Genomic DNA, 25095 nt, shown 5'->3' with positions numbered 1-25095 from the left:
GATCGAGAGACCGGCAGGGCTTGTTCGCATGGAACGCTTGCCTGCGCGTCTCCGCGCTCGTGCGTGCGTGCCGACGCTTCACAGCGCCGGACATCTGCGGAGTGCCCGTTCGGCCCTGCGGCGTCGGCCGGGGCGTCGGGCGGATCTTCTCTTGGCGGCCCGGTGGTGGTGACCAGCGCACCGACCGGGTCGGGGTGAGGCTGTGCGGCTCGGCGGAAGGGCTCCGAGACGCACGAAGGCCTTGATACCCGACCAGGTCGGGAGCAAACCAGACACCCGACCAACACCCGACCGACACCCGAGGGGCACACCGAGCGGCATACCGAGGGGCACACCGAGCGGCATACCGAGGGGCACACCGAGGGCGCCGAACGGGACGGCCCGGTGGCTCCGGGACCGCCTTTCGGCCCGGGGATCCGGGCCCGGGAGCGTCCGTCAGATGCGCTCGATGATCGTGCCGGACGCGTTCGCGCCGCCCGCGCACATCGTGACCAGCGCGGTGCTCCCGCCGGTCCGCTCCAACTCGTGCAGCGCGGTGGTCAGCAGGCGCGCCCCGGTCGAGCCCACGGGGTGGCCGAGGGCGATGGCGCCGCCGTTGACGTTCAGCTTGTCCGGGTCGGCACCCTGGACGCGGGTCCACGACAGGACCACCGACGCGAAGGCCTCGTTGACCTCGTACAGGTCGATGTCGGACAGCTTCATGCCGGACCGGGCGAGCAGGCGCTCGGTGGCGTCGTTCGGGCCGTCGAGATGGTAGTAGGGGTCGGCGCCGACGAGGCACTGGGCGACGATGCGGGCGCGCGGGCGCAGGCCGAGGGCGCGCGCCCGGTCCTCGTCCATCAGCAGCAGGGCCGCGGCGCCGTCGGATATCTGCGACGACGTGCCCGCGGTGTGGATGCCGTCCGGGAGCACGGGTGCCAGCCCGGCCAGCGCCTCCGCGGTCGTCTTGCGCAGGCCCTGGTCGGTCGTCACCGTGGCGGTCTCCCCGGTCGGTTTGCCGTCGGCGTCCAGGACCGGTGCCTCGACGGGGACGACCTGCGTGGCGAACCGCCCCTCGTCCCAAGCACGTTGCGCGTTGGCCTGGGAGCGGAGGCCGAGGGCGTCGGTGTCGGCGCGCGTGATGCCGCGGTTGCGCGCGATGCGCTCGGCGGCGGTGAACTGGTCGGGCAGGTCGATCGCCCAGTCGTCGGGCTTTGACTTCTGGCCGGGTTTGGCGGTGTGGCCGAGCGGGTTGCGGCTCATCGACTCGATGCCGCACGCGACGCCGGCCTCGACGGCGCCGGCCGCGATGAGGCCCGCGATCAGGTGCACGGACTGCTGGGCCGAGCCGCACTGGCAGTCGATGGTGGTGCCGCCCGTGCGTTCGGGGAGCCCCGCGTACAGCCAGGCGTGGCGCACGATGTCGCCGGACTGCTCGCCGGCCTGGGTGACGCAGCCGCCGATCGCCTGGTCGACGAGGACGGGGTCGATGCCGGACCGCTCGACCACCGCGCGCTGGGCCGCGGCCAGCAGTTGCACGGGATGGAGCCCGGCAAGACGGCCGTTGCGCTTGCCGATGGGGGTGCGTACGGCCTCGACGATGACGGGGTTGCCCACGCTGCGCTCCTCGGATCTGCCGCGGTCTGTCAGGCGGGATCGCCCGACAGTTTGTGTGACTTGGTCAAGGATCTGGGGTGGGTTCACCGTACGGCCCGGCGGCGGAGCGGACAACCCCTCGAACTGCGTGCGCCCCAACCGCGCCCCAGTGCGCGCTGCCGTGGCGCAAGTTGCCACCGAAAGTCCTGAGGCCGCAGTGGCTTGACGGGCGTGCGCACATACCCTTCCTGGTGTGAACAGCGAGGGGGAGAACGGCCGCATGCGCACGCATACCCGGCCCGTGGACCGCCGTTCCGAAATCCTGCGGCACGCTTGCGCGCTTTTCGCCCGGCAGGGGTACGGCGGTACGACGGTCCGTCAGATCGCAGAAGCCGCAAAGCTGTTGTCCGGCAGCCTGTACCACCACTTTCCGTCGAAGGAAGCGATACTCCTCGACATCCTGGAGGACTTCTTCGCCGAGACACTCGCCCGGCACCGCAGCACACTCGACGGCGAAAAGGATCCGATCGCGGCGCTGCGCGGACTGATCCGGGCCACGCTGGCGGTCATCGTCCGCAACCCCGAGGCGGCCGTCGTGGTCGTGGGGGAGTGCCGCAGGCTGGCCCTGACCGAGCGGGCCCAGTGGCTGTCCGAGCGCACCGCGCGGAACACCGAGGTCTGGCACAAGGTGATCGCCGAGGGCGTGCGAACCGGCAGGCTGCGCGCGGACCTTGAGGCGGAGACCGCGGCGCACGTCGTGCAGACGGCGGTGTGGGCGATGGCCCAGTGGTACCGCGCGGCCGGCCGCTACGACCCCGACGAGGCGTCCCACGTGCTCGTCGACCTTTTCGTGCACGGCGTCGCGCGGCCGGACGCGTACCGCCGCCGCGACATGCGCGCCATCCTGGGCGACACGGCGGTGCGCCTGCCGGCCGCGCCCGCGCTCGTCCGCCGGGCACGGCCGACCGAGGGGGCCGACGCCCGGGTGCGGATCGGCCACGCGGCCGGACTGCTGTTCGCCCGGCAGGGCTACGCGGTGACCACCACGCGGCAGATCGCCGAACTGGCCGGCGTGCCGGTGGGCAGCCTCGCCCATCACATCGGCAGCAAGGAGCGGCTGCTCGCCGACATGCTGGCCGGGTTCTTCCAGGAACTGCTGGACGGGTTCGACCGCGACGAGGCGGCCGGGACACGGCCGCGCCGGCGCTTCGAAGGCCTGGTCGCGCGGACCGTCGAGGGCCTGGCCGGGCACGGTGTCGCGTCGGTCATGCTGCTCAACGAGGCGTCCGCCGAGGACGTGCCCACGGCCGAGCTCCGCCGCCTGCTCGGCGCCGTCGAAGACGTGTGGACGCGGGTGATCACCGACGGAATGCGCGACCGCGACTTCCGCGCGGACCTCGACCCGGTGTTCGTGCAGCGCGTCGTGCGCACGGCGATCTCGACGAGCAGCGTCGCGTACCCCGCGCTGCCGGTGCCGGACGTCACCGCGCTCTACCAGGAGATCGTGCTCGGCGGGATCGGCGCCCGGCCCGAGTGACGCCGGTTGTGGAACGCGGAACGGGCGGTACGGAACCCGTGTGGGTTTCCGTACCGCCCGCTCGTCGACCGGACGGAGTCGCGGGTCAGCCGGCGAGCTGCCCCTCGGACTCCAGCGTCACGCCGACCGCGTTGAGCACCGCGGCGATCTTGATCGCCTCCTGGATGGTCTCGCGCGGCACGCCCTCCTTGCGGAGGACCTGCTCGTGCGACTCCAGGCAGCGCCCGCAGCCGTTGATCGCCGACACCGCGAGCGACCACAGCTCGAAGTCGGCCTTCGGTGCGCCGGGGTTGGCCATGACGTTCATGCGGAGCCCGGCACGCAGGTTGCCGTACTCGGGGTCGCCGATGAGGTGCATGGCGCGGTAGTACACGTTGTTCATCGCCATGATGGCCGCGGCGGCCTTCGCGGCGGTGAACGCCTCCTCGGAGAGGTGGCCCTTCGCCTCCGGTTCCAGCTCACGCAGCACCTTCGGGCTGCGCGACGCGATCGCGCAGGCCAGCACGGTGCCCCAGAGCGTCTGCTCGGGAAGCTTGGAGTTGCCGATGACCGAGCCCAGGTTGAGCTTGAGGTCCTTGGCGAACTCCGGGAGTTCGGCCTTCAGGACGTCCAGACCCATGCGTCAGCCCGCCATCAGAGCGGCGGCGTCGAGGGTCTCGCTGCCCTTCTGCCAGTTGCAGGGGCACAGCTCGTCGGTCTGGAGGGCGTCGAGGACACGCAGGACCTCGTCGGGGTTACGGCCCACCGAACCCGCGGTCACCATGACGAACTGGATCTCGTTGTTCGGGTCGACGATGAACACCGCGCGGTCCGCGACACCGTCGGCGTTCAGCACACCGGCGGCCGAGGACAGCTCGCGCTTCAGGTCGCTCAGCATCGGGAACGGCAGGTCGCGCAGGTCCGGGTGGTCCTTGCGCCACGCGAAGTGCACGAACTCCGAGTCGGTCGACACGCCGAGGACCTGCGCGTCACGGTCGGCGAACTCCTCGTTGAGGCGGCCGAACGCGGCGATCTCCGTGGGACAGACGAACGTGAAGTCCTTCGGCCAGAAGAAGACGACGCGCCACTTGCCTTCGTACGACTTGTGCGTGATCTGCTCGAAGGCCTTGTCGGCGTCGAGGGAGACGCAGGCGGTCAGGTCGTACTCGGGGAACTGGTTACCGACAGTAAGCACTGGTGCTCCTCCGCGATGGTGCCCGGCCGGCCCGTTCGGCCGCCCGGTCGGACGTACGCGGATCAAGGTGCCATGTTTTCATTGATCAGGGAAATAGCTTCCGACTGATCATTTGATAGGGAGTAGTTATCAGTACGCGCATGCCGACGATCTCGCAGCTCAGGGCCTTCGCGGCGGTGGCCGACCACCTGCACTTCCGAGACGCCGCAGCGGTGGTCGGGACGAGCCAGCCGGCGCTGTCCGGTGCGGTCGCGACGCTGGAGGAGACCCTGGGGGCACAGCTTGTGGAACGTACCACGCGGCGTGTCCTCTTGACTCCAGCCGGAGAAAGGGTCGCCCGGCACGCACGCAGAGTGCTCGACGCGCTCGACGACCTCCTGGAGGAGGCCGAGGCGGCCCGGCGTCCCTTCACCGGGCCGCTGCACCTGGGCGTCATCCCGACCGTCGCGCCTTACGTGCTGCCGACGCTGCTGCGGTTGGCGCGCGGCGAATACCCGGAGCTTGAGCTGTTCGTCCACGAGGAGCAGACCAACTCCCTTTTGGACGGCCTGACTTCCGGGCGCCTTGACCTCCTGGTGCTCGCGCTCCCGGCGGACATCACGGGCATCGAGGAAATACCGCTCTACGACGAGGACTTCACCCTCGTCGTCCCGGAGGGCGACAAACTCGCCGGCCGTTCGGACGTACCCCGCGCGGCACTTCGCGACCTCGACGTGCTGCTTCTCGACGAGGGCCACTGCCTGCGCGACCAGGCCCTGGACGTGTGCCGCGAGGTCGGCGCATCCGAAGCGGGCGCGACCCGGGCGGCAAGCCTCCCGACCCTCGTCCAACTCGTGGCCGGCGGCCTCGGCGTCACGCTCCTGCCGGAGACGGCCATAAACGTCGAGACCCGCCCCGGATCGCAACTCGCCGTCGCACGCTTCGCGGAGCCCGCCCCTCGGCGACGGATAGGCCTGGTCATGCGGGCGAGCACGGGGCGCGCGGCGGAATTCCGGGAGTTGGCGGAGTCGTTGCGAAGTGCGGTGGCAGGGCTGCCGGTCCGGGTGGTGGGGAGCTGAGCGGGAGAACGGAGCGTGGTGCGATGCTCAATTCGTTTGTGAGGTTTCCGCCGGCAGTACGACCTTGTGCACTTCGTATCCGTCGTCCAGCAGCACCGGATTCGCGATGCGGAAGTCCACCAGCTCGATGAACTTCGGATCGGTCACCACCAGCAGCAACTGCTCCATGGTGATGGGTGGTTCCGCGTTCGGGTCCGTGGAATAAACGCCGAAGCCGACGCTGTGGGATTTGTAGACGAACGTTGCGTTGGGCGCCATGGGCGGATTTGGCTGCATGACGGCCGCGAGGTCGCCGTTCGGCAACCTTTTGGTGAGGCAGCCGGGCCGTCCGGTGCAGTCGAGCGTTCCCGCCCCTGCATCCGCGGGGTCGATTCGGAAGGTGATCGGGTAGGTGAATCGGTCGTCGGCGATCTGGAATCCGTTGAGATCGAAGTCCGTCACCTGCATGCTGCCCAGCTCCGGCGGCAGCAACTGTTGCAGAACGTCGGCCGCCTTCTGTTTGTACGCGTACTGAACTTCTTCCTGTTCCTTCGTCAGCGGGGTCCGGTCGTCTTCCGCCGTCGGCGGAACGTGCACGACCGGGTAGGCGGTGGTCGGTGGCGCCAGTGAGGGGCCGGCCGTGGGCCAGCTTGTCGGGCGCAGCGGTGAGGTCACCGAGTACTGCGACGCGGCGGAGGGCGTCTTGCCGTCGTTCCATACCGGGGCAACGAGCGCGGCGGGTGTGAGGACGACGACGGCAGCGGTGACGGCGATCGCGCCGTTGCGCGTGCGGGCGAGATGCGCGGACTGTTTTCCCCGCCGCAGTGCCTCAGGCGCCAGGTCTGGTGTGGGGCCGAGTTCGTCGGCCGTGCTCGCGAGGAGCCGTCGGAGTTGGTCTTCCTGCATTCGGTCCTCCGAATTCGGGCGTGCGTCACCGATGAAGTGTGTTGACTCTGTGTCAGCAGTCGTTGCGTGTCAGGTCGTTCGTGATGTCGCCGGGCAGAAGTTCGCGAAGTCTGGCGAGTGCGCGCGAGGACTGGCTCTTGACGTTGCCCTCGCTGCATCCGAGGAGCGCCGCCGTCGCCTCGACGCTCAGGTCCTCCCAGTAGCGCAGGACGACGACGGCCCGGGCGCGGGGTGCCAGTTGGGCCATGGCCTCCAAGAGGCTCAGGCGTACATCGGGCCGGTCCGGCGCGGTGGGCGGGTCGAGCTTTTCGTGGAGCGTGCGTTCGTGGCGTGAACGGCGTTGCTCGTGCAGGAATATGCGCACCATGACGGAGCGCGCGTACGCGTCCACGCTGTCCGCGCGCTGGGCGTGCTTCCAGTGGCGGAACAGCCGGGTGAACGTCGACTGCGCGAGGTCCTGGGCGCGATCGCGGTCACCACACAGCAGGTAGGCCGTGCGCAGCAGCCGGTCCTGCCTGGCGCGGACGTAGTCCGTGAAGTCCCGTGCGCGGTCCATGCGTCCCCCTGTCTTCGCGTCACCCGGGTAGGAGCCGAGAAGTCCGAAGAAGGTTGCAGGGCCTTTCGTGGGTCAGCGCAGGGCGCCGGCGTCCAGGGCGGTGGCCATGCGGGTGATGATCTCGTTCAGGATCGGGCGGGACGTGGCGAGGTTGAGACGGACGAAGCCCTTGCCGGTGTCGCCGAAGCGGCTGCCGTCGGAGAGGGCGACGCGGCCGTTGTCGAGGAAGAACGCGGCGGGGTCGGCGAGGCCGAGGGCGCGGCAGTCGAGCCAGGCCAGGTAGGTCCCCTCGGGGGTGCGGTGGGTGAGTTGCGGCATGTGCTTCGCGACCGCGTCGGCCAGTGCCCGGCGGTTGCCGTCGAGGTAGCGGATGGTGTCGGCGAGCCACGGGCCGCCGTGGTCGTACGCGGCGATCTGGGCGGAGATGCCGAGTGTCGTGGCGCCGTTGCGGGCGATGTCGGGCAGCGCCCACCACGTCGCCGCGGCGGCGGTGTCGCCGAGCACCACTTGCGCGCACTTGAGACCGGCGAGGTTCCAGGCCTTGGAGGCGGACGTGACCGTGACGGTGTGGGACGCGGCGGCCGGGTGGAGCGACGCGTAGGGGATGTGCGTTTCACCCGGCATCACCAGCGGGGCGTGGATCTCGTCGGAGATCACGCGTGCGCCGTGGAAGTCGACCACCTGGGCGAGTTCGAGGAGTTCCGGACGGGTGAAGACGCGTCCGACGGGGTTGTAGGGGTTGCACAGCAGCACGGTCCGGGCGCCTTCCGCGAGGGCGCGGCCGATGGCTTCGATGTCGAGTATGGGCCGGTCCCCGGGCACCTCGGCGGTGGTGAGCGGCACCGTGGCGACGGGCCGTCCGGAGCGCGCGACGACGTCGAAGAACGGCGGGTAGGAGGGGACCGGGACCACGACGGGGGAGCCCGGGGGCGAGAAGACTTCGAGGGCCAGTTCGATGCCGCGTACGACGTCCGGCACGAGGCCGACCCGCGACGGGTCGATGTGCCAGTCCCAGGCCCGTGCGGCGTAGGTCGCGAACGCGTCGGGGAGGCCGGTGCCCGCATCGTCGTCCGGATAGCCGAAGTCCTCGCGGCGGACGGCGTCGAGCACCGCCTCGCGGATCGGCTCGGCGACGGCGAAGTCCATCTCGGCCACCCAGGCGGCGAGGACGTCGTTCGGGACGGCCCGCCATTTGACGGTCCGCCGCCGCCGCAGCGCGGATATATCGACATCGTCGTGCATGGGAACAGTGTGCACGGCCGAGCGGGTCCGGGGCGTGGGCGGTGCGCTGGGGCGGGTGGGTCAGCGAATGAAAATGGACGTGTCGAGGACGCCGCCGAAGGGTTCCGGGAAGGGGATCTTGCCTCCGAACGCAACCCTGGTCATCGCACGGTATTTGCCGTCTTCCGGGTGGCAGTAGAGCGTCACGTGTGAGTTCTCCGGGTCGATCAGCAGGAAAAGCGGGACCGGCCCGGACGCGTAACCCATGGGCTTGACGAACCGATCGTCGCGTTTGCTGCTACGGGACACGACCTCGACGACGAGATGGAAAACGGAAGCCGGGAACTTCCACTGGTGGTCCTCGTCACGGACCGCTTCGTCGACGACGGCGAGGTCCGGGATGTACATGTTCCCTTCGGGCATCTCAGGCAACGAGATGGTCAACGGGGATCGCGGCACAGCGGTGCCCTCGGGCCTGTTCGTGTCCAGGAAGCAGTCGTACAACTGGTCCAGAATGAAGCCGTGTCGGCCCACGAGTGTCGGTGACAAGACGATCGCCCCTTCGATCAACTCGGCCCGGAACCCGGCAGGCGGTTCGAAGGTCTCGAAGAACGCCTGGACATCGAGGTCTTCGTCCGTGTCGATGCGAACCACGGTGCGTGCCTCCTCGGCAATCAGGGTCATGTCACTCCTTCCGCAGAGTATGCCGGGACAACCTTTCGTCGCCGAGCCTGACAAATTCCCGTGACACGGGGCGGAGAAATAAACATTCTTCACTCGAAAGGTGAAGAAGTCAGATGATCTTCTCTTGCGTCGCCCAGTCGGCGGGCAACTCCGGCAGCGGCCAAGACGGGTCCGGGCGGAAGCTCTGCCAGTTCTCGCTGAACGGCGGGCCCCACGCGCGCACGGCCTCGACCGCGCGACGGCCGTACGCGTAGATCTCCGCCACGTCGGTGTCGTCGAAGCGGCCCGCGTCGCGGGAGGCGGCGAGTTCGTCCTCGTCCTTGAACTGCCAGCGGCGGTCGGGGGTCACCCAGACGTCGAGGACCAGGTCCTCGGTGTCGACGCCGCCGGACCAGCGTTCGCGGGGGCGTTCGAGGTTGATGTACCAGCCGTTGAAACGCCAGTCGGGGGACCAGAAGAGCCACACCGACCACGGCTCGCCCGGACGGGCGAGCATGAGGACGCCGTTGCCGGTCCACGCCTCCACGGCGGGGACGCGGCCGAGGCGGAAGCGCTGGTCGAGAGGGGCCGAGCGGATGTCCGAGCCGTCCGGAAGGACCGGTTTGACGCGCCGGGTGCCGCCCGCGAGCCACACCGCGAGCTGGTCGGGGTCGTCGCGTACGACCGTGACCGGCCGACAGTCGAGCACCTGTCCGAATCTGAGATAGCGCCACAGGATCCGGTCGCCGGGGGACCACGCCTCCGGCGGCCGGACGTGCTGAGCGTCGGTCGCCTCCGTCATGCCCGGATGCTACGGCCCGGGGGCGTCGGCAGGGGGCAAGTCGAGCCATCACCCGACCTGTCGTTTGTCGCGTTCTGCAGGTTTGGGGCGGGGAACGGCCTGCTGGTCAGGGGCGCGTCATGCGCAGCACGTCGAGTGCCTCGTCGAGCTGGGCCTCGGTCAGGCGCCCGGCGTCGAGGTGGCCGCGTTCGATCACCACGTCGCGGATCGTGCGGCGTTCGGTGAGTGCCTGCTTGGCGATGCGGGCGGCTTCCTCGTAGCCGAGGTACTTGTTGAGCGGCGTGACGATCGACGGGGAGCTCTCGGCGTTCTCGCGCAGACGTTCGACGTCCGCGGTGATGCCGGCGATCGTCCGGTCGGCGAAGACCCGCGAGACGGCCGCGAGGAGGCGGATCGACTCCAGGATGTTGCGGGCCATCACCGGCATCATCACGTTGAGTTCGAAGTTGCCCGCCGCACCGCCGAACGCCACGGCCGCGTCGTTGCCGACGACCTGGGCGACGACTTGGCCGACCGCCTCCGGGATCACCGGGTTGACCTTGCCCGGCATGATCGAGCTGCCCGGTTGCAGGTCCGGCAACCGGATCTCGGCGAGGCCGGTGCGTGGCCCCGAACCCATCCAGCGGATGTCGTTGGCGATCTTGTTGAGGCCGACGGCGATGGTCCGCAACTGCCCGGACAACTCGACCAGCGCATCACGCGCGCCCTGCGCCTCGAAGTGGTCGCGGGCCTCGGTGAACGGGAGCCCGGTGGCCGCCGCGAGAGCGTCGACGACGCGGGCCGAGAAGCCGCGCGGGGTGTTGATGCCGGTGCCGACCGCGGTGCCGCCCAGCGGGAGTTCGATGACGCGGGGAAGCGTCGCCTCCAGGCGTTCCACGCCGTACCGCACCTGGGCGGCGTAGCCGCCGAACTCCTGGCCGAGCGTGACCGGGGTCGCGTCCATCAGATGCGTGCGCCCGGATTTGACGACGCCGGCGAAATCCGCGGCCTTGTGGCCGAGAGCGCCCGAGAGGTGGATGAGCGCCGGGATCAGGTCGTGCACGACGGCGGTCGCCGCGGCGACGTGGATCGAGGACGGGAAAGTGTCGTTGGACGACTGCGAAGCGTTGACGTGGTCATTCGGGTGCACGTCGCGGCCGAGGCGTGCGGTGGCCAGCGTCGCGAGGACTTCGTTCATGTTCATGTTGGACGACGTGCCCGAGCCCGTCTGGAACACGTCGACGGGGAACTGGTCGTCCCAGCGCCCCTCGACGACCTCCGCCGCGGCCTCCTGGACGGCCTCGGCGATGTCCCGGTCCAGCACGCCCATGTCGGCGTTCACCCGCGCGGCAGCCGCCTTGATGCGGGCCAGCGCCGCGATGTGCGCGTGTTCCAGGGTGCCGCCCGAGATCGGGAAGTTCTCGACCGCCCGCTGCGTCTGCGCCCGCCACTTGGCGTGCGCCGGAACGCGTACCTCGCCCATCGAGTCGCGCTCGACGCGGTGCGTCGCCCCGGCGGGCCGGTTGTCGTCGCTCATCAGTTCCTCCATTGCGGGCGGTGCGTCCTCGGCGACAACTCCGCGCCCCGTCGGCGCTGTTCCCGCAGGCGTACGGGGCCGCGGCGTCAGCCCAACAGCAGTACGTGCAGTGTGGGCGAACCATGGGAGTCCTCGTGCGTACGGTCCGTCGCGCTCCCGCCGGTCGCGGCGAGACCGCTGATCCAGGTCTGGGGGCGCGTCGGATCGAGGCGGGCGACCGCCTCGGGGACGGTGCCGACGATCTGTTCGGACCGGACCACGCACAGGTGGTGGTCGGGCAGCAGCGACAGCACCCGGCGGCCTTGGTCCGGCCCGCCGTCCAGCACGATCGTCCCGGTCTCGGCGATCGCCAGCGCGCAGCCGGTCACCACGCCGTCCACACGCTGGAGTTGACGGTCCGTCAGCGGTGGCTCGTCGCGGAGGAACTCGATGCCGGTCGCGGCCAACCAGGCGATTCTTCGGCCGGGCGGGGCGACCAGCCGCCGCACCCCCGCGCGGTGCAGCAGCCCGGCCGCCGTGGGAACCATGGTGAAGGCGTTGGCACGCACCACGACGGCCCCGCGCTCGGCCATCCGTTCGGCGAACAGCGCGACCAAATCGGTGCCTTCGGCGCGACCGTGGCGGTAACCGCGGTCCACGTCGACCCGGACCGGCGGTTCGCCGTCGCCCAGCGCGGTGTGCAGCCGCGCCATGATCTCGGCCTTCGCGCCGGTCGGCAGACCCGGCGAGGAGTGCGGCAGGTTGGCGCGGTCGGGGGTGGCGGTGTGCGGACCGGGGCCGGTGAGGTCGACGTGTTCGAGTTCGGTGTGCGACGCGTGGGTGTCGGGCGTCGTCATGATTCCTCCCGCGGGCTCTCCGACTGATCGCCCGAAGCGCCTTCGTCCAGACCTCCGTTGGTGCGCTTGAACCAGGCCCGGAACGACTCCGGCGGCGGCGCCGGCGCGTCGCGGTCGGCCGTCCATGCGGCGAGCGGGCCGGCGAGCAGGCGCGGAACGCGGCCGATCCGCCCCGAGCGGCCCACGACGCGACGGCCCAGCGCTGCGGCGTGCTGCGCGAGGCCGAGCCGCCACGGTTCGGCGAAGCCCCACCCCGCCGCCTTCATCGCGGCCTTCTCCCCCCGTCGCGCGGGACCGCGCCCGAGGTCGGTGAGCTGCGCGCGCTGGTGGGTCAGAACGCCCGGGATGTCGATGCGCACCGGGCAGACGTCGAAGCACGCGCCGCACAGGGTCGAGGCATACGGCAGCGACGCGGTCTGCGGGTCGACACTGTGCCGGTTGAGGCCGCGCAACTGCGGGGTGAGGATCGCACCGATCGGGCCCGTGTGGGCCGAGCCGTACGGCTGCCCGCCGACCCGCTCGTACACGGGGCACACGGGCAGGCACGCCGAGCAGCCGATGCAGCGCAGCGCCTGCCGTCCCACCGGGTCGGCCAGCACGTCGCTGCGCCCGTTGTCGAGCAGCACCAGATGGAAGCTGCGCGGCCCGTCGCCCGAGGTCACGCCGGTCCACATCGAGGTGTACGCGGCCATCCGCTCGCCGGTCGAGCGCGGCAGCAGTTGCAGGAAGACCTCCGCGTCGCGCCACGTCGGGATGACCTGTTCGATGCCGAGCACGGTGACCAGGGCGTCGGGGAGTGCCGAGCACAGGCGTCCGCCGGCGGCGGACTCGGCGGCGCACACCGTCCCGGTCTCCGCGATCGCGAAGTCGGCGCGGGCGACGGCGACTTTGACGTGCGCGATCACGTCGCGCAGATCGCGTCGCGTCGCCTTCTCGGTGCCGGTGGGACGGACGGGACGCGTGTCGGATGCCCCGGCAGCGGCGGTTTTGCGCGCGAGGCGGCCGCGCGGCCCGGTCCGGTGGCGGCGGACAGCCGGAACGACGGTGTGCGCTCGCGGCTGCCGCCCCGATTGCGTCGCCGACTGTGCCGGGTCCGTCTCCCACGCGCGGATGCCGGCCTTGGCCAGCGCCTCGGTCAGGCCGATCTCGCGTGTCGTGGTCGACGCGGTCGTGACCACCTGGGCGGCGGCGTGTTCGCGGGCGATGCCGACGATGACGGCGTTCGCCTCGTCCGCGTCGCGGGCCCAGTGCACGGTGCCGCCGGCGGCGGTGACCGATGCCTCCAACGCGTCGAGGTGACGCGGCAGTTGCGCGAGGACACCGTCCTTGATCGCGGCACCCGCGAGGCGCAGCTTCTCCCACACGAACGGCGGGAGCTCGTCCACGACTTCGGCGCGCCGGCTGCGGAACGCCCGGGTCTCCTCGCGCAGGTTGTCACCCATCGCGGTGTCGGCGAGTGCGTCGTGCGCGGCCTTCGGGAACGGCGGCATGCCGAGGAAGGCGGGTTCGCGGCGTGCCGTCGTCATCCTGCGGCCCCCGCGCGTGGGTGGGCCGGGGCCGGATGAACCGGGTCGAGGGACGCGCGGGCCAGGTCGTCCGACGGATAGGCCGTCAGCCCCGGAAGCGGCGCGGTGGCGGCCAGGATGTCGGCGAGGTGCATCGTGCGCACGCGGCTGCCCTGCCGTGACAGGAGCCCCCCGATGTGCGCGAGGCACGAGTTGTCCGCCGCGCACAGCACCTGAGCCCCCGACGCCGTGACGGCCGCGGCCTTGTCGGCGCCCATAGCGGTCGAGGTCTCGGCGTTGTCCAGCGCGAACGTGCCGCCGAAGCCGCAGCATTCGTCGGCGTGCGGCAGTTCCGCCAGGCGCAGTCCGCGCACTTTGCGCAGCAGCCGCAAAGGCCGGTCTCCGACACCGAGCACCCGGGCAGAGTGGCAGGTCGGCTGATAGGCGACGGTGTGCGGAAAGAACGCCCCGACGTCCTCGACGCCGAGCACGTCGACCAGGAACTCGCCGAACTCGAACACCCGCGGTGCCACCGCGTCGGCGCGCGCCCGGTGGACGTCGGCGCGCTTGTCGTCCGCGTCCCGGGCAAGCAGCGGGTGGCGGTTGCGGGCCATCGCGGCGCAGGACGCCGACGGCGTCACGACCACGTCGTACGGCGCGAAGGTGGAGGCGAACGCGCGGGCGAGGGGCAGGGCCTCGCGCCGGTGGCCGGCGTCGAAGTGCATCCGGCCGCAGCACGTCTGCGCGTAGGGGAACGCGACTTCGTGGCCGAGCCGACGCAGCAGCCGCACGACGGATTTCCCGGTCTCGGGGAACAATGTGTCGTTGAAACAGGTGATGAAAAGGGCAATCCGCACGAGTCACCTCCTTCGTCGAGACTAAGCGCGGCCGTGGGAGAGTGCCCGGTGATGGCCCGGCCGTCCCGCGTCCCCTTTCCGGCTGTCCCACGGCCGCCTCCGCACACCCGGCCACGGTGCCGCTTGGACCGCTGCCCGCCCTGCCGCCCCACAGTCGTACGAGCGGCCGTAGGGTCTGCGCATGACGTGGAGGACGGCGCTCACCCGCCGCTTGCCCGGGACACGCCGGGCCCGGCTCGTGACCGTCGTCGTCGCGGCCCTGGCAATCCTGGCGCTCGGCTCGGTCGTGCTGACCTCGGGCGGCGGCGGCGAACCGCCCGTGCGCAGCAGCGACCAGCGCGTGGCCGTCGCCGCGGCACCAGGCTCGGCCGACCGCATCGAACTCGACACCTCGGTGTTCTGGCCGGACACCGACGGGCCCGCCCCCGCGGTGCTGCTGGGGCACGGCTTCGGCGGCAGCAAGGCGACCGTGCGCTCCGACGCCGCCGCGCTGGCCCGGCGCGGCTTTGTGGTGATGACGTGGTCCGCGCGCGGCTTCGGCGCGTCGGGAGGACTGATCGCACTCAACCAGCCGGACCACGAAGTCGCCGATGCCCGCGCGCTCGTCGACTGGCTGGCGGCCCGCCCCGAGGTGACGCTCGACGGCCCGGGCGACCCGCGCGTCGGCGCGGCCGGGGCGTCGTACGGCGGCGCCCTCGCGCTGCTGCTCGCCGCCCACGACCCGCGCGTCGACGCGGTCGCCTCGCAGTGGACCTGGCACGACCTGGCCGACGCGCTGCTGCCCAACGCCACAGGGGCCGGGCCGGAGGCCGGGGTGTTCAAGAAGATGTGGGCGGGGGTGTTCTTCTCCTCCGGCGCGAGCTCCATCGCGTCGTCCACGGCGGGTGGCGCACTGCCCGCCGCGCCGGGCGACACGGTGTCGGTGTGCGGCCGGTTCACCGTCGAGGTGTGCGCGGTCTACGAGGAGGTCGCGCGTACCGGCCGGGCGACGCCGCAGGCCGTGGCCCTGCTGCACCGGGCGAGCCCCGGTCCCGTGGCCGACCGCATCCGCGTCCCGACGTTGCTGGTCCAGGGCCAGAACGACTCGCTCTTCCCGCTCGCCGAGGCGGACCGCACCGCGCAGGCGGTCACCCGCAACGGCTTCCCGGTCGAGGTGGCCTGGACGTCGGGCGGCCACGACGGCGGCTCGCCGCAGAGGAGCCTGGTGCGCGACAAGACCGCGTCGTGGTTCGACAGGTGGCTCACGTCGGACGCGGGCGCGCGCGAGACCCGCGAACGCCGCGCGGGCACCCCGGCCGGACCGGCCCCGGCCGGGCCGTTCTCCGTCACCAGGCTCGGCGGCGTCGACACCTCGACGCGCGAACAGGTCATCCGTGTCGCGACCGGGCCGGACTACCCCGGCATCGACGGCAGCCGGCGCCGGGACGTCTTGCTCGACGGGCCCGAGCAGACCGTCGTCAACCCGCCGGGAGGATCACCGCCGTCGATGTCGACGCTCCCCGGGCTCGGCCTTCTCGGCACCTTGGGCCAACTGGGTGACGCGGCGACGGCGACCGGGGGCTTCTCGCTCGACATGCCGGGCCAGAGTGCCTTCTTCACCAGCGAACCCCTGGACCGACCGCTGCGCGTGACCGGCGCGTCGACCGTACGGGTGCGGGTCTCGGGCGCCGACGACATCGTGCTGTTCGCCAAGTTGTACGACGTCGACCCCTCCGGCACCGCGGTGTTGCCGTACCAACTCGCGGCTCCCCTCAGGGTCGTGGGTGCTCGGGAAGGGCGTGACGTCGAGATCCGGCTGCCCGCCATCGACCGCGAGATCGACGCGCGGCACCGCCTGCGGCTCGTGCTCACCGCCACCGACCTCGGCTACGCCACGCCGGAGGTGCCCGCCGCGTACCGCGTCGCGGTCGCGGGACCCCTGGTGGTGCCGTCCGTGCCCGGCCTCAAGCTGCCGCCGCCCGGCTACCCGTGGTGGACATGGGGGCTGCCCGCGGCCGCGGCGGTCGCCGGCGCCCTGATCGTGGTGACCGGACGGCGCCGCGCGGCGGCCCGGGCGCCCATCGCCGAGCTCGCCGAAGTCCCGCTGCGGATCTCCGGCCTCACGAAGCGCTACAAAGGCGGAAAGCTCGCGGTCGACGACCTGTCGTTCGAGGTCGAGCGCGGCCAAGTGCTCGGCCTGCTGGGACCGAACGGCGCCGGCAAGACCACCACGCTGCGCATGCTCATGGGGCTCATCCACCCGAACGACGGCGAGATACGCATCTTCGGGCACGTGGTCACACCGGGCGCGCCGGTGCTGTCGCGGCTCGGGTCGTTCGTGGAAGGGCCCGGTTTCCTGCCGCACCTGTCCGGGCGCGACAACCTGGAGCTCTACTGGCGCGCGACCGGCCGCCCGCCCGAGGACGCACATTTCGACGAGGCGCTGGAGATCGCCGGGCTCGGCGAGGCCCTGGAGCGCAAGGTCCGCACCTACTCGCAGGGCATGCGGCAGCGCCTCGCGATCGCGCAGGCCATGCTCGGTCTGCCTGATCTGCTGGTACTCGACGAACCGACGAACGGGCTCGACCCGCCGCAGATCCGCGCGATGCGCGACGTGCTGGTCCGGTACGCCGCCGGGGGTGCGGGCCGTACCGTCGTCGTCTCCAGCCACCTGCTCGCCGAGGTCGAACAGACGTGTACGCATGTCGTCGTCATGCACCGGGGCCGCCTGGTCGCCGTCGGTCCGGTGGGCGACATCACCGGCAACGGCAACACCCTCGCCGTCGGCACGCCGGACCCCGCGCGGGCGGTCGAAACACTCGCCGCCATGCCGGGTATCGCGTCGGTCGAACCCGAAGGCGACGGGGTTCTCGTCCACCTCGCGGGCGCGGAGGCTTCCGCGGTGGTCGCCGAACTCGTCGGCGCGGGCGTCGCCGTCGACCGGGTCACCGCGAAGCGCCGACTGGAGGACGCGTTCCTCACGTTGATCGGAGAGCAGCATTGAGCGGCACTTCCGTTCCGGGCGCCCCGACGCCGGTCCAGCCGGCACCCACGCGGGCACACGGCTACCGGCCCCGCCACACGCTGCCGTTCCGCGTCGAGGCGCTGCGCCAGCTCCGGCGCCGCCGCACGCTCGTGATGCTGGGACTGCTCGCGGCGGTGCCGTGGGTGCTGGTCATCGCGTTCCAGGTGGGCGGCGATCCGCAGCGCGACACCGTGCCGACGCTTGTGGACGTCGCCACACGCAGCGCGCTCAACCTGACGGCTTTCGCGCTGTTCGTCTCGACAAGCTTCCTGCTGGTGGTGGCCGTCGCGCTGTTCTGCGGCGACACCGTGGCGAGCGAGGCGAGTTGGTCGTCGCTGCGCTATCTGCTGGCTGCGCCGGTGCCGCGCGCGCGGCTGCTGCGCGTGAAGCTGGCGGTGTCGCTGACATACAGCGCTGTGGCGATGGTGCTGCTTCCGGCGATGGCGTTGCTTGCGGGAGTGGTGGCGTTCGGGTGGGGGCCGCTCGAAGTCCCGACCGGTGGCTCGGTGCCGGCGGGTGAGGCGATGCAGCGTATGGCGGTGGTCGTGGTGTACGCCATGGTCTCGCAACTCGTCGTCGCCGCCTTTGCGTTCTGGCTGTCGACGGTCACTGACGCGCCTCTCGGCGCGGTCGGCGGCGCGGTGGGCCTGGTGGTGGTCTCGACCATCGTCGATGCCGTTACCGCGCTGGGGGTGTGGCGGGAAGTGTTGCCGACACACTGGCAGTTCGCGTGGGTGGACGCGCTCCAGGCGGACATGGAGTGGGAGGGCATGGTGAAGGGGGCCGCGGTGTCCGTCACGTACGCCCTGGTCTTCACCGCGTTGGCCTTCCGGCACTTCGAACGAAAGGACATCGTTTCCTAGTCCGCGTCGTCCATGTGCCGAAGCCCGGACAACACCCGGCGCATCACCCCGGTGTCGGCTGCCATGTGACCGTGCGCGCGAAGCCCACGCGCTTCCTGCATCGCCGCCGGACCGACCGCGTGCTCGATGGTGAGGGCGAGAACGGCCGCTTCGAGGGGGGACGTTCGCAGGTGGAGGGGGCCGACGAGATAGCCGCCGTCCCGGAGTTCGATCGCGGCCTTGGCGAAGCAGAGTGCCACGCACCTTTCCGGGTGCGGCAGGCCGGACAGTTCCTCGGGACCGAGGGGCGTGGCCGTCATCCGGGCTGCCATCAGGCCCCTCCTTGCGCGCATCGGGGGCATTTGCAGTGTGGCCACTGGAGCGCGGGGGTGGAGCTGACCAGAGGGTCGTCGTGTGAGCGGATCACATGCATTCGTGCTCTTTCGGACCGCCGCCCGTCTCCCCCGACAACGTAAGTCCCGATCGTCATGCGGCTTTCGCTGCGGGGTTCCTGGCCGTGAGTGGTCATATCGCGCCTCCTGGTGATCGAGCCACTACACAGCGAACATGCTCACGGGTACGTTGGGAACGATCAGAGGCACTCAACGCGCAAACCCGGGGGAAACGCGATCATGGCCCCGCAAAAGGACATCGACCCGACCAAGGACCTTTGGGCGGTCTTCCGCTACCACCTGCGGCAACTTCGGCATGACGCGCAGCTCAGTCAGGAGGCACTAGGGGAGAAGGTGAACTCAACAGGCAGTCATGTCGGTCAGATTGAGACGGGTGAACGGAAGCCGCACCCGGATTTGGTGCCCATCCTCGACAGGGTCTTGGGTGCCCGAGGAATGCTCGTTGTGCTGGCGGCCCACGCTCGCAGGCTTGGCGAGGTACGACCGAGGTGGTTCGACGGCCTGATTCAGGCCGAGCAGCAAGCGAATCGCATCCGCACGTATGAACCCCAGGTCATCCCAGGGTTGCTGCAGACCGAGGGGTACGCACGCGAGTTGTTCAAGCAGCTTCGCATGCCGACCGAGCAGATCGACGCCGACTGGCTGACTCGAATGGAGCGTCAACAAGTCTTGGTCCGTGAACGTCCGGTGGAGTACTGGGCGGTCATTGACGAGGCTGCCTTGCGAAGGCTTCTTCACCTCTCGAATGACGTGGTCCGCGCGCAACTGGAACACCTATTGAAGATGACCGAGTTGCCGCATGTGACGATTGAAGTGTTGCTTGAAGATGTGGCGTTGCACGCCTGCATGAACGGCGCGTTCGTGATGCTCACCCTGCCTGGCCGTGGTGTCGCCGTGTACGACGAAGGTATCGGGGAAGGCCGTTTGACCACCGACGAGCACATCGTGGAGGAAGTGTCCCGCCGATACGATCTGCTCCGAGCTGAGACATTGTCTCCGCGCCGATCCGCAGTGTTCCTGCGTGACCTATTGGAGAACCTGTGAGCACAGAACCCGCCGCGATCTGGCGCAAGTCCAGCCACAGCGGCAACTCCGGCAACTGCGTCCAGGTCGCATCCGTGGCGGTCGAGGTGGTGGGTATTCGCGACAGCAAGGATGTTGGTCGTGGCCTCCTGGCCCTTGGGCCCGAAGCGTGGGCTGCGCTCACCATCGCCCTGAAGGGTTGAGCCGACTGCCGGCTCTTCCCACGCGGTGAACAGCACCGACAAACGTTGATCGCCCGGCCTCGCCTACGCGGGACGCCGGGCGATCTCTTGCGTGCTGAGGCGGCGTTCGCCACATCCGCGAGCGTGAGCCGCGACAGGCCCGAAAACTGCGGCACCTCAGGATCGTGCGCATCCCATACCCGGACAAGAGTCGCTTGGCAGGTCGTCGACCTCCCAACGCTGGACAGCAAACTGCCTTGCTAGGGTGCCGAGGACGCTCATTCGACGGGGGACTGATGCGTACCGATGACTCCGGCTTGCCGCGAATAACCGCCGGTGGCCCCGCTTCCGATGATCCGTCGGGTCTTCTCGACGAGATCGCCAAGCTGCTTGAGGGCGACGGTGACCCGTCCGCGTTGGCAGCGGCGTTGCTGCGGACGCGTTTGTACTGCGTGCGGCCGGAGCACGTCGGGTTCGCGGCTGTGGGACCGGCCGGTGCGGGGTTTGTCCCGATGTTCACGTCGTTGGAGCAGCTTGCGCTTTTCGCCGAGGAACCATGCGACTGGTTCTCGGCTCCCGGCGCGGATCTGTTGCGGTTGCTGCCCGACGGTTATGACATCGCGGTGGATCTGGGCGGCGTGATGCCGGTACGCCTGCACGCGGCGCTGTGGCGTGAGAGCGCCGGGACGACGCAGACGGCAACGGGGGCGCAGGATGACTGATGCAGGATTCACCGTCGATGGGCCGTATTTGCGCGACGCCGCCCGGGAGTTGAGTGAGGCGTTGGCCTCGGCGCGGGCCATCGTGGGCTGGTCGAATGCGACCAAGGAGCTGATGGCAGACGCCGGGTCGCTGCAGTTGTCCAATCAGATCCTGAACATCGTGGAGACCTCGCGGGACACGATGGCCGCGCTGGTGGCCAAGGGCGAGGCGGTGGCGGTGGGCCTGCTCGTGGCGGCCGACCAGTACGACTTGGCCGAGGCGCGTGCCTGGGAGGCGTTGCAGTACCCGCCTCCGCTCCTGCCGCCGAGTCAGCGGATCGACACGACACCGCCGCCGATCGACATGACGCAGCCGTTGGGGCCGCCCGAACCCGCCGCCCCGGCCGGGCCTGTCACGCCTGCCGCTCCAGCCGACCCGGGCGGTCCTGCCGCGTCGACGGGTCCGGGGGCCGCGGGGTGAGTTACGGGTCCGAGTACCTGCCGGTGATCGTGTCGTCCGTGTCGACGGCGGAACAGATCCCGGGATCGTGGCAGGCCTTGCGCGGGATATCCGAGCAGTTCGGCAAGTTCGCCGCCGAGGCGAAGCAGGCCGCCGACAACCTGCGCCCGATCGACAAGCCGGAGCTGTGGAAGGGCGCGGCGTCGGAGGGGTTCCGCAACGACCTGCACGCGATGGTGCAGGTGCTGGACCTGCACGCCGGTGTGTATCCGAAGATCGCCAAGGACCTGTTCGACTACTCCGAGGTGATCCGGCTCGCCGAGGGCGAGTGCGTCCACGACATCGACCCCAAGGCCGCAGCCGTGTTCCAGACGATGGCCGCGCAGGAGGGCGAGCAGATCCTGTACGACCAGGCCAAGGCACGTCGGGATGCCGACGTCGCCGCGGGTGTCCCCAAGGACTGCCTGGTTCCGCTGCCGGCCAAGCCCGACAGAGAGGCGGTCGCGGATGCCCTGCTGCAACTGCGCAAGCAACTCGGCCGCCTGGTGCAGCGCAACACGGAGGCCAACACCGAGTGCTACCTCAGGCTGCGCGGCTACATCGACGAGCTGCGGCAGACGCCGAACATCTCGTTCAACGCATTCGTGGACGGCGTCCGCGACGGCGTCGTCGACCTCGCCAAGCTCGCCTGGACCTTGGACCCGGCCCGCGCCTGGGTCGAACCTCAGGCGTACTTCACGGACTTGGCGGCCATCGCGAAAGGCATGACGCAGCCGCTGTACGACCCGGTCGGCTTCGCCCAAGACGTCAAGCTGGCCGCCGGCCAGACATGGGACCAGTTCCTGGCCAATCCGGCGTACGCGACCGGCAGGCTCGTCCCGGACCTGACGCTGGCTGCGGCCAGCGGCGGCGCAGGCCCCGCCGCCACCCAGGCGATGTCCGCGGCGGCGGCCCGCGTCGCGGCACAACGCGAGGCACTGCGCCTGGCGCGTGAACAGGCCGAGAGGGACGCGCGCAACGGGTCGACACCGGAGTCCGTTCCGCCGGGAGCGCGGACCGAGACCGGCGAACCGGTCAACGCCGCGACCGGCGAGATGATCCTCGTCCAGCGTGATGTGGAGCTGCCGGGGGCGCTCCCCTTGCAGTTGAACCGCAGGCACCTGTCACGTTCGGAGCCGGGGAGGTTGTTCGGGAGGCGGTGGGCGTCCACGCTCGACCAGCACGTGCGGTTGGGCGGTGAAGGGGCCGTATTCGTCACCGAGGGCGGCGTCGAACTCGCTTACCCGGTGCCGGAACCCGGCGTGCCGGTCATGCCGGTCGGCGGTGACCGGTGGCCGCTGGAGTGGGACGGCCTCCCGGGCGGGGTCTTCACCGTCACGGATCCCCGGCGCGGCTGGTCGTGGTCGTTCGCCCCGGTGCCGGGCCGCGCGGGTCCCGTGCTGCCGATCCGGTCCATATCCGACCGCAACGGCAACCGCATCGAGTTCTCGTACGACAAAGCCGGTATGCCGTACGAGGTGGTGCACTCGGGCGGCTACCGCATCGCCGTCGACACCGCCGACGAGCGCGTCGCCGGTCTGCGGCTACTCGGCGCGGATCCGGCGACGCACGCGCGCTCTGCGGATTCATCGGCCTCCATCGACCTCGTCCGCTTCGCCTACGACGAGCCCGGCAATGTGACCGAGGTGGTGAACTCCTCCGGCCGACCACTGGTGTTCACGTACGACGACGGCGACCGCATCACCTCGTGGACCGACCGCAACGGCAATTGGTACCAATACACCTACGACGAAGTCGGGCGCTGCGTGCACGGCGTCGGCACCGACGGCGTCATGGACAACACCTTCGAATACGACGTTGACGCCCAAGTCACGCGCATGACCGACGCGTTGGGCGCCGTCCGTACCTTTGCCTGGGACCGCCTGGGCCGCGTCGTCGCCGAGACCGACCCGCTCGGGAACACCGTGCACACCGAGTGGGACGCGTTCCACCGCAGAGTTTCGGTCACCGACGCGCTCGGCCAAACCACCCGCCTCGCGTACGACGAGGAGGGCAACCTGATCGGCGTCGTACACCCCGACGGTACCTACACGGTCGCCGACTTCGACTTGGCGCTGTGCCGGCCCACGCAGATCATCAACCCGGACGGCACCCGCCGCCGCTACACCTGGGACGAACGCGGCAACCTGCTTTCGCTTGTCGACGAGGCGGGTGCGCGGACGCAGTACAGCTACAACGCCTCCGGCGCGCTGACCCAGGTCACCGACGCGCTCGGCGGCGTCACCCGTTATGCCCCGGACGCAGCCGGCCTGCCGGTCTCGATCGCCGACCCGCTGGGCCGTACGACACACGTGAGTCGCGACGCGTTCGGCCGCACCGCGGTCATCACCGATCCGCTGGGCCACACCACCCGCCTCGCGCACACCGTCGAAGGCAAGCCCGGCTGGCGCGAACTCGCCGACGGCTCAAGGGAGTCCTGGACCTGGGACGCCGAGGGCAACCTGCTGCACCACCTCAACGCGGCCGGTTTCACCACGCGTTACGAATCCGGGCCCTTCGACCTTCCCGTCGCGCAGACCGGGCCCGACGGGAACCGCTACACGTTCACCTACGACGCCGAACTGCGCCTGACCGCCGTCACGAACCCGCAGGACCTGAGCTGGACGTATCGCTATAACGCTGCCGGGCGCCTGACCTCCGAGACCGACTTCAACGGTCGTACTCTCACCTACCGCCACGACCCGGCCGGGCACCTGATCTCCCGAGTCAACGGGGCAGGCGAGGAAGTTGCCTACGCCCGGGACCCGTTCGGCAAGGTCACCGAGTCCGTCCACACCGCCACCGGCCGCACGACGACGTACGTCTACGACCCAGCGGGACGTCTGGTCCGCGCCACCAACCCCGACGTCGACCTGACCTTCACCCGCGACGCGTGCGGACGCATACTCACCGAAACATCGAACGGCCGCACTCTCAGCCGTGCCGCTGTTTCAGCTGCACGATTTGGAGACTGACAAGGCAGAGCATTCCTTGGTCGTCTGCGGTATCGCGGGCGAGGCTCTCATGACGGTGCGATCGAATGGCGATATTCTTCATGTGCCGACCACCCAGCTATGGGGTTCCGCCTCGTCAGGAAGAAGCGGAAGCAACTTCCCCATAGGATTCGCAGGGCAATATCACGACGAGGAGACAGGTCTTAATTATAACGTCCATCGCTATTATGATCCGATCTCTGCGGGGTATGTCTCGACGGACCCGATCGGATTGCGTGGCGGTATGCATTCCCGTGCATACGTGCATAACCCTGTCGTCTGGAGCGATCCCTTAGGGCTGATGTCCTGTGAAACAGACGAATCCGGCGATGCCACGGGCGAGCCCAGTGGGGGGCGTGCTGCTCAAGAGCGGGGACTGGCATACGAAGATCGCTTGGTGCAGGAACTGGGAGGGAGCGGCTCCTTCAGCACGGGCGGCAGGCAGTTCGACGGAGCATTCACGCCGGAGGGTGCATCCCGGGAGACTTGGTACGAGGCCAAGTCCGGTGAGTTCTGGCAGATGTTGGACAACAATCCGAAGGCACAGGCAAAGTTTTTCTCCAATGAGGGACAAAAACTCCAGATCGCAACCGCGAACAATGCCGACTACATGGTCGTCAGTGAACGCCCCATCCCGGCGCACTATGCTGACTGGCTGACCAAGAAGGGGATACCCTTCAGAATTGTGCCCTAGTGGCGACACAGATTTGAGGTCTTCTGGTGAGCAGGTCTGCCAGCATTGATTTCGGCTTTGCCGCGCCAGTGGATGTTGCAGCGGTCATCCACGGACTCGCCGTCCATGGGATGTCGTTCGAGGCAGACGGTGTGGTCTCCTACCTGATCGATCACGACCGGATGTTCGACTGGCAACGGGTTGATGCATCTGTGTACTCCGAAGTCGTCAGGCAGCTCACCGCCGAGAGAATTGGCACGGCGCTCCTCGGGATCACCGTGTACCTGGACGATATGCCGCGCGGGGGCGATTTGTTGTTCTTTCCCGATCGCTCCGCCTTGTCATTCAACATCGAAGTGAACCGCAAGCCAATGGAAGGCGGCTCCCGGTTCTGCGATTTCGGCTGGTATTTGCAGCGCTTGGTTCCCGTCATGGAACCTCTCGGATTGATCTCTCTCAAGGCGGACGACCTTCCTGGCTAGCGGACTGTGGGTCCAGAGCCGGAAGGCAAAAAAAGATTGCCGGCGAGCCAAATGGATTCGACCGAAGTGATACCGGACAGGCAGAAAATCGTGTGGGG

The 25095-nt window shown here is 69.7% G+C and carries 24 protein-coding genes; 11 read left to right on the top strand and 13 right to left on the bottom strand.

All coding sequences use genetic code 11. The features are described 5' to 3' along the window. Positions 1 to 435: 435 nt before the first annotated feature. Positions 436 to 1596 carry a steroid 3-ketoacyl-CoA thiolase gene (locus ACRX5W_RS09690; protein ID WP_436787606.1) on the bottom strand — a complete coding sequence of 387 codons (1161 nt, stop codon included), beginning with the start codon at positions 1594 to 1596 and terminating at the stop codon, positions 436 to 438. A 232-nt stretch (positions 1597 to 1828) separates the two neighbouring features. Between ACRX5W_RS09690 and ACRX5W_RS09685 the strand changes: the two genes are divergently transcribed. Further along, complete coding sequence (locus tag ACRX5W_RS09685; protein WP_436787605.1) at positions 1829 to 3112, top strand: TetR/AcrR family transcriptional regulator; 1284 nt, start codon at positions 1829 to 1831, stop codon at positions 3110 to 3112. Positions 3113 to 3197: 85 nt separating this feature from the next. Here the strand turns inward: ACRX5W_RS09685 and ACRX5W_RS09680 are convergent, their stop codons facing one another. Together ACRX5W_RS09680 and ACRX5W_RS09675 are read right to left on the bottom strand one after the other, a co-directional pair. Then, positions 3198 to 3731, bottom strand: a complete 534-nt coding sequence (locus tag ACRX5W_RS09680; protein WP_436787604.1) for an alkyl hydroperoxide reductase — start codon at positions 3729 to 3731, stop codon at positions 3198 to 3200. A 3-nt stretch (positions 3732 to 3734) separates the two neighbouring features. After that, the gene (locus ACRX5W_RS09675) at positions 3735 to 4286 is read right to left on the bottom strand and encodes a peroxiredoxin (RefSeq protein WP_436787603.1); all 552 of its coding nucleotides are present in this window, start codon (positions 4284 to 4286) and stop codon (positions 3735 to 3737) included. Positions 4287 to 4426: 140 nt separating this feature from the next. Between ACRX5W_RS09675 and ACRX5W_RS09670 the strand changes: the two genes are divergently transcribed. Next, a complete protein-coding gene (locus tag ACRX5W_RS09670; protein ID WP_436787602.1) occupies positions 4427 to 5344 on the top strand; it encodes a LysR substrate-binding domain-containing protein in 918 nt (305 codons plus the stop codon). Between the two features lie 27 nt (positions 5345 to 5371). Here ACRX5W_RS09670 and ACRX5W_RS09665 read toward each other — a convergent pair whose 3' ends face one another. From ACRX5W_RS09665 to ACRX5W_RS09625, 9 genes are all read right to left on the bottom strand, one after another. After that, on the bottom strand, positions 5372 to 6229 hold the full coding sequence (locus ACRX5W_RS09665) for a hypothetical protein (protein ID WP_436787601.1): 858 nt from the start codon (positions 6227 to 6229) through the stop codon (positions 5372 to 5374). Between the two features lie 52 nt (positions 6230 to 6281). Beyond that, positions 6282 to 6785, bottom strand: coding sequence for a SigE family RNA polymerase sigma factor (locus tag ACRX5W_RS09660; RefSeq protein ID WP_436787600.1), 504 nt, complete (start codon positions 6783 to 6785; stop codon positions 6282 to 6284). A 72-nt stretch (positions 6786 to 6857) separates the two neighbouring features. Beyond that, positions 6858 to 8027: a MalY/PatB family protein gene (locus tag ACRX5W_RS09655; RefSeq protein ID WP_436787599.1), complete on the bottom strand. Its 1170-nt coding sequence runs from the start codon at positions 8025 to 8027 to the stop codon at positions 6858 to 6860. Positions 8028 to 8087: 60 nt separating this feature from the next. Continuing rightward, positions 8088 to 8690, bottom strand: a complete 603-nt coding sequence (locus ACRX5W_RS09650; protein WP_436787598.1) for a Uma2 family endonuclease — start codon at positions 8688 to 8690, stop codon at positions 8088 to 8090. A 109-nt stretch (positions 8691 to 8799) separates the two neighbouring features. Next, entirely contained in the window at positions 8800 to 9471 is a 672-nt protein-coding gene (locus tag ACRX5W_RS09645; protein WP_436787597.1) for a DUF402 domain-containing protein, read from the bottom strand. A gap of 106 nt (positions 9472 to 9577) precedes the next feature. Further along, positions 9578 to 10987, bottom strand: a complete 1410-nt coding sequence (locus tag ACRX5W_RS09640) for a class II fumarate hydratase (RefSeq protein ID WP_436787596.1) — start codon at positions 10985 to 10987, stop codon at positions 9578 to 9580. Between the two features lie 86 nt (positions 10988 to 11073). Beyond that, positions 11074 to 11823, bottom strand: a complete 750-nt coding sequence (locus ACRX5W_RS09635) for a LutC/YkgG family protein (protein ID WP_436787595.1) — start codon at positions 11821 to 11823, stop codon at positions 11074 to 11076. Further along, positions 11820 to 13349, bottom strand: a complete 1530-nt coding sequence (locus ACRX5W_RS09630; RefSeq protein WP_436787594.1) for an LUD domain-containing protein — start codon at positions 13347 to 13349, stop codon at positions 11820 to 11822. Before ACRX5W_RS09630 ends, ACRX5W_RS09635 begins: the two co-directional genes overlap by 4 nt. Next, a complete protein-coding gene (locus ACRX5W_RS09625) occupies positions 13346 to 14185 on the bottom strand; it encodes a (Fe-S)-binding protein (RefSeq protein ID WP_436787593.1) in 840 nt (279 codons plus the stop codon). The genes ACRX5W_RS09630 and ACRX5W_RS09625 overlap by 4 nt, the downstream gene beginning before the upstream one ends. 181 nt (positions 14186 to 14366) lie before the next feature. Here ACRX5W_RS09625 and ACRX5W_RS09620 point away from each other — a divergent pair, with 181 nt between their 5' ends. Together ACRX5W_RS09620 and ACRX5W_RS09615 are read left to right on the top strand one after the other, a co-directional pair. Beyond that, complete coding sequence (locus ACRX5W_RS09620; protein WP_436787592.1) at positions 14367 to 17168, top strand: alpha/beta fold hydrolase; 2802 nt, start codon at positions 14367 to 14369, stop codon at positions 17166 to 17168. Then, positions 17165 to 18052, top strand: coding sequence for an ABC transporter permease subunit (locus ACRX5W_RS09615; RefSeq protein ID WP_436787591.1), 888 nt, complete (start codon positions 17165 to 17167; stop codon positions 18050 to 18052). Before ACRX5W_RS09620 ends, ACRX5W_RS09615 begins: the two co-directional genes overlap by 4 nt. Here the strand turns inward: ACRX5W_RS09615 and ACRX5W_RS09610 are convergent. Further along, on the bottom strand, positions 18049 to 18363 hold the full coding sequence (locus ACRX5W_RS09610; RefSeq protein WP_436787590.1) for a hypothetical protein: 315 nt from the start codon (positions 18361 to 18363) through the stop codon (positions 18049 to 18051). The two genes, ACRX5W_RS09615 and ACRX5W_RS09610, sit on opposite strands and share 4 nt — an antisense overlap. Positions 18364 to 18663: 300 nt before the next feature. Between ACRX5W_RS09610 and ACRX5W_RS09605 the strand changes: the two genes are divergently transcribed. The 7 genes from ACRX5W_RS09605 to ACRX5W_RS09575 all read left to right on the top strand — a co-directional run bounded on the left by ACRX5W_RS09605 (position 18664) and on the right by ACRX5W_RS09575 (position 24997). Beyond that, positions 18664 to 19488, top strand: coding sequence for a helix-turn-helix domain-containing protein (locus ACRX5W_RS09605; protein WP_436787589.1), 825 nt, complete (start codon positions 18664 to 18666; stop codon positions 19486 to 19488). After that, positions 19485 to 19670, top strand: coding sequence for a DUF397 domain-containing protein (locus ACRX5W_RS09600; RefSeq protein ID WP_436787588.1), 186 nt, complete (start codon positions 19485 to 19487; stop codon positions 19668 to 19670). The genes ACRX5W_RS09605 and ACRX5W_RS09600 overlap by 4 nt, the downstream gene beginning before the upstream one ends. A 275-nt stretch (positions 19671 to 19945) precedes the next feature. Beyond that, positions 19946 to 20371 (top strand): SseB family protein, encoded by a 426-nt coding sequence (locus ACRX5W_RS09595; protein WP_436787587.1) that lies wholly within the window; start codon positions 19946 to 19948, stop codon positions 20369 to 20371. Further along, positions 20364 to 20831, top strand: coding sequence for a hypothetical protein (locus ACRX5W_RS09590; RefSeq protein WP_436787586.1), 468 nt, complete (start codon positions 20364 to 20366; stop codon positions 20829 to 20831). The genes ACRX5W_RS09595 and ACRX5W_RS09590 overlap by 8 nt, the downstream gene beginning before the upstream one ends. Then, a complete protein-coding gene (locus tag ACRX5W_RS09585) occupies positions 20828 to 23824 on the top strand; it encodes a DUF6531 domain-containing protein (RefSeq protein WP_436787585.1) in 2997 nt (998 codons plus the stop codon). The genes ACRX5W_RS09590 and ACRX5W_RS09585 overlap by 4 nt, the downstream gene beginning before the upstream one ends. After that, positions 23790 to 24536 (top strand): RHS repeat-associated core domain-containing protein, encoded by a 747-nt coding sequence (locus ACRX5W_RS09580; RefSeq protein ID WP_436787584.1) that lies wholly within the window; start codon positions 23790 to 23792, stop codon positions 24534 to 24536. The genes ACRX5W_RS09585 and ACRX5W_RS09580 overlap by 35 nt, the downstream gene beginning before the upstream one ends. Positions 24537 to 24562: 26 nt before the next feature. After that, positions 24563 to 24997, top strand: coding sequence for a hypothetical protein (locus ACRX5W_RS09575; RefSeq protein ID WP_436787583.1), 435 nt, complete (start codon positions 24563 to 24565; stop codon positions 24995 to 24997). Positions 24998 to 25095 lie beyond the last annotated feature (98 nt).

It is taken from the genome of Yinghuangia sp. YIM S10712 (assembly GCF_051388935.1).
Classification (GTDB): Bacteria; Actinomycetota; Actinomycetes; order Streptomycetales; family Streptomycetaceae; genus Yinghuangia.
Note: the sequence above shows the minus strand (reverse complement) of the source record. Positions and strands in the feature narration are given on the sequence as shown.

What these genes read in the sequence shown, in the direction of transcription:
- ACRX5W_RS09680 (WP_436787604.1), bottom strand. Translation starts at nt 3,731, where the DNA reads ATGGGTCTGGACGTCCTGAAGGCCGAACTCCCGGAGTTCGCCAAGGAC.
- ACRX5W_RS09670 (WP_436787602.1), top strand. Translation starts at nt 4,427, where the DNA reads ATGCCGACGATCTCGCAGCTCAGGGCCTTCGCGGCGGTGGCCGACCAC.
- ACRX5W_RS09665 (WP_436787601.1), bottom strand. Translation starts at nt 6,229, where the DNA reads ATGCAGGAAGACCAACTCCGACGGCTCCTCGCGAGCACGGCCGACGAA.
- ACRX5W_RS09660 (WP_436787600.1), bottom strand. Translation starts at nt 6,785, where the DNA reads ATGGACCGCGCACGGGACTTCACGGACTACGTCCGCGCCAGGCAGGAC.
- ACRX5W_RS09655 (WP_436787599.1), bottom strand. Translation starts at nt 8,027, where the DNA reads ATGCACGACGATGTCGATATATCCGCGCTGCGGCGGCGGCGGACCGTC.
- ACRX5W_RS09650 (WP_436787598.1), bottom strand. Translation starts at nt 8,690, where the DNA reads ATGACCCTGATTGCCGAGGAGGCACGCACCGTGGTTCGCATCGACACG.
- ACRX5W_RS09645 (WP_436787597.1), bottom strand. Translation starts at nt 9,471, where the DNA reads ATGACGGAGGCGACCGACGCTCAGCACGTCCGGCCGCCGGAGGCGTGG.
- ACRX5W_RS09640 (WP_436787596.1), bottom strand. Translation starts at nt 10,987, where the DNA reads ATGAGCGACGACAACCGGCCCGCCGGGGCGACGCACCGCGTCGAGCGC.
- ACRX5W_RS09635 (WP_436787595.1), bottom strand. Translation starts at nt 11,823, where the DNA reads ATGACGACGCCCGACACCCACGCGTCGCACACCGAACTCGAACACGTC.
- ACRX5W_RS09630 (WP_436787594.1), bottom strand. Translation starts at nt 13,349, where the DNA reads ATGACGACGGCACGCCGCGAACCCGCCTTCCTCGGCATGCCGCCGTTC.
- ACRX5W_RS09620 (WP_436787592.1), top strand. Translation starts at nt 14,367, where the DNA reads ATGACGTGGAGGACGGCGCTCACCCGCCGCTTGCCCGGGACACGCCGG.
- ACRX5W_RS09610 (WP_436787590.1), bottom strand. Translation starts at nt 18,363, where the DNA reads ATGGCAGCCCGGATGACGGCCACGCCCCTCGGTCCCGAGGAACTGTCC.
- ACRX5W_RS09605 (WP_436787589.1), top strand. Translation starts at nt 18,664, where the DNA reads ATGGCCCCGCAAAAGGACATCGACCCGACCAAGGACCTTTGGGCGGTC.
- ACRX5W_RS09595 (WP_436787587.1), top strand. Translation starts at nt 19,946, where the DNA reads ATGCGTACCGATGACTCCGGCTTGCCGCGAATAACCGCCGGTGGCCCC.
- ACRX5W_RS09590 (WP_436787586.1), top strand. Translation starts at nt 20,364, where the DNA reads ATGACTGATGCAGGATTCACCGTCGATGGGCCGTATTTGCGCGACGCC.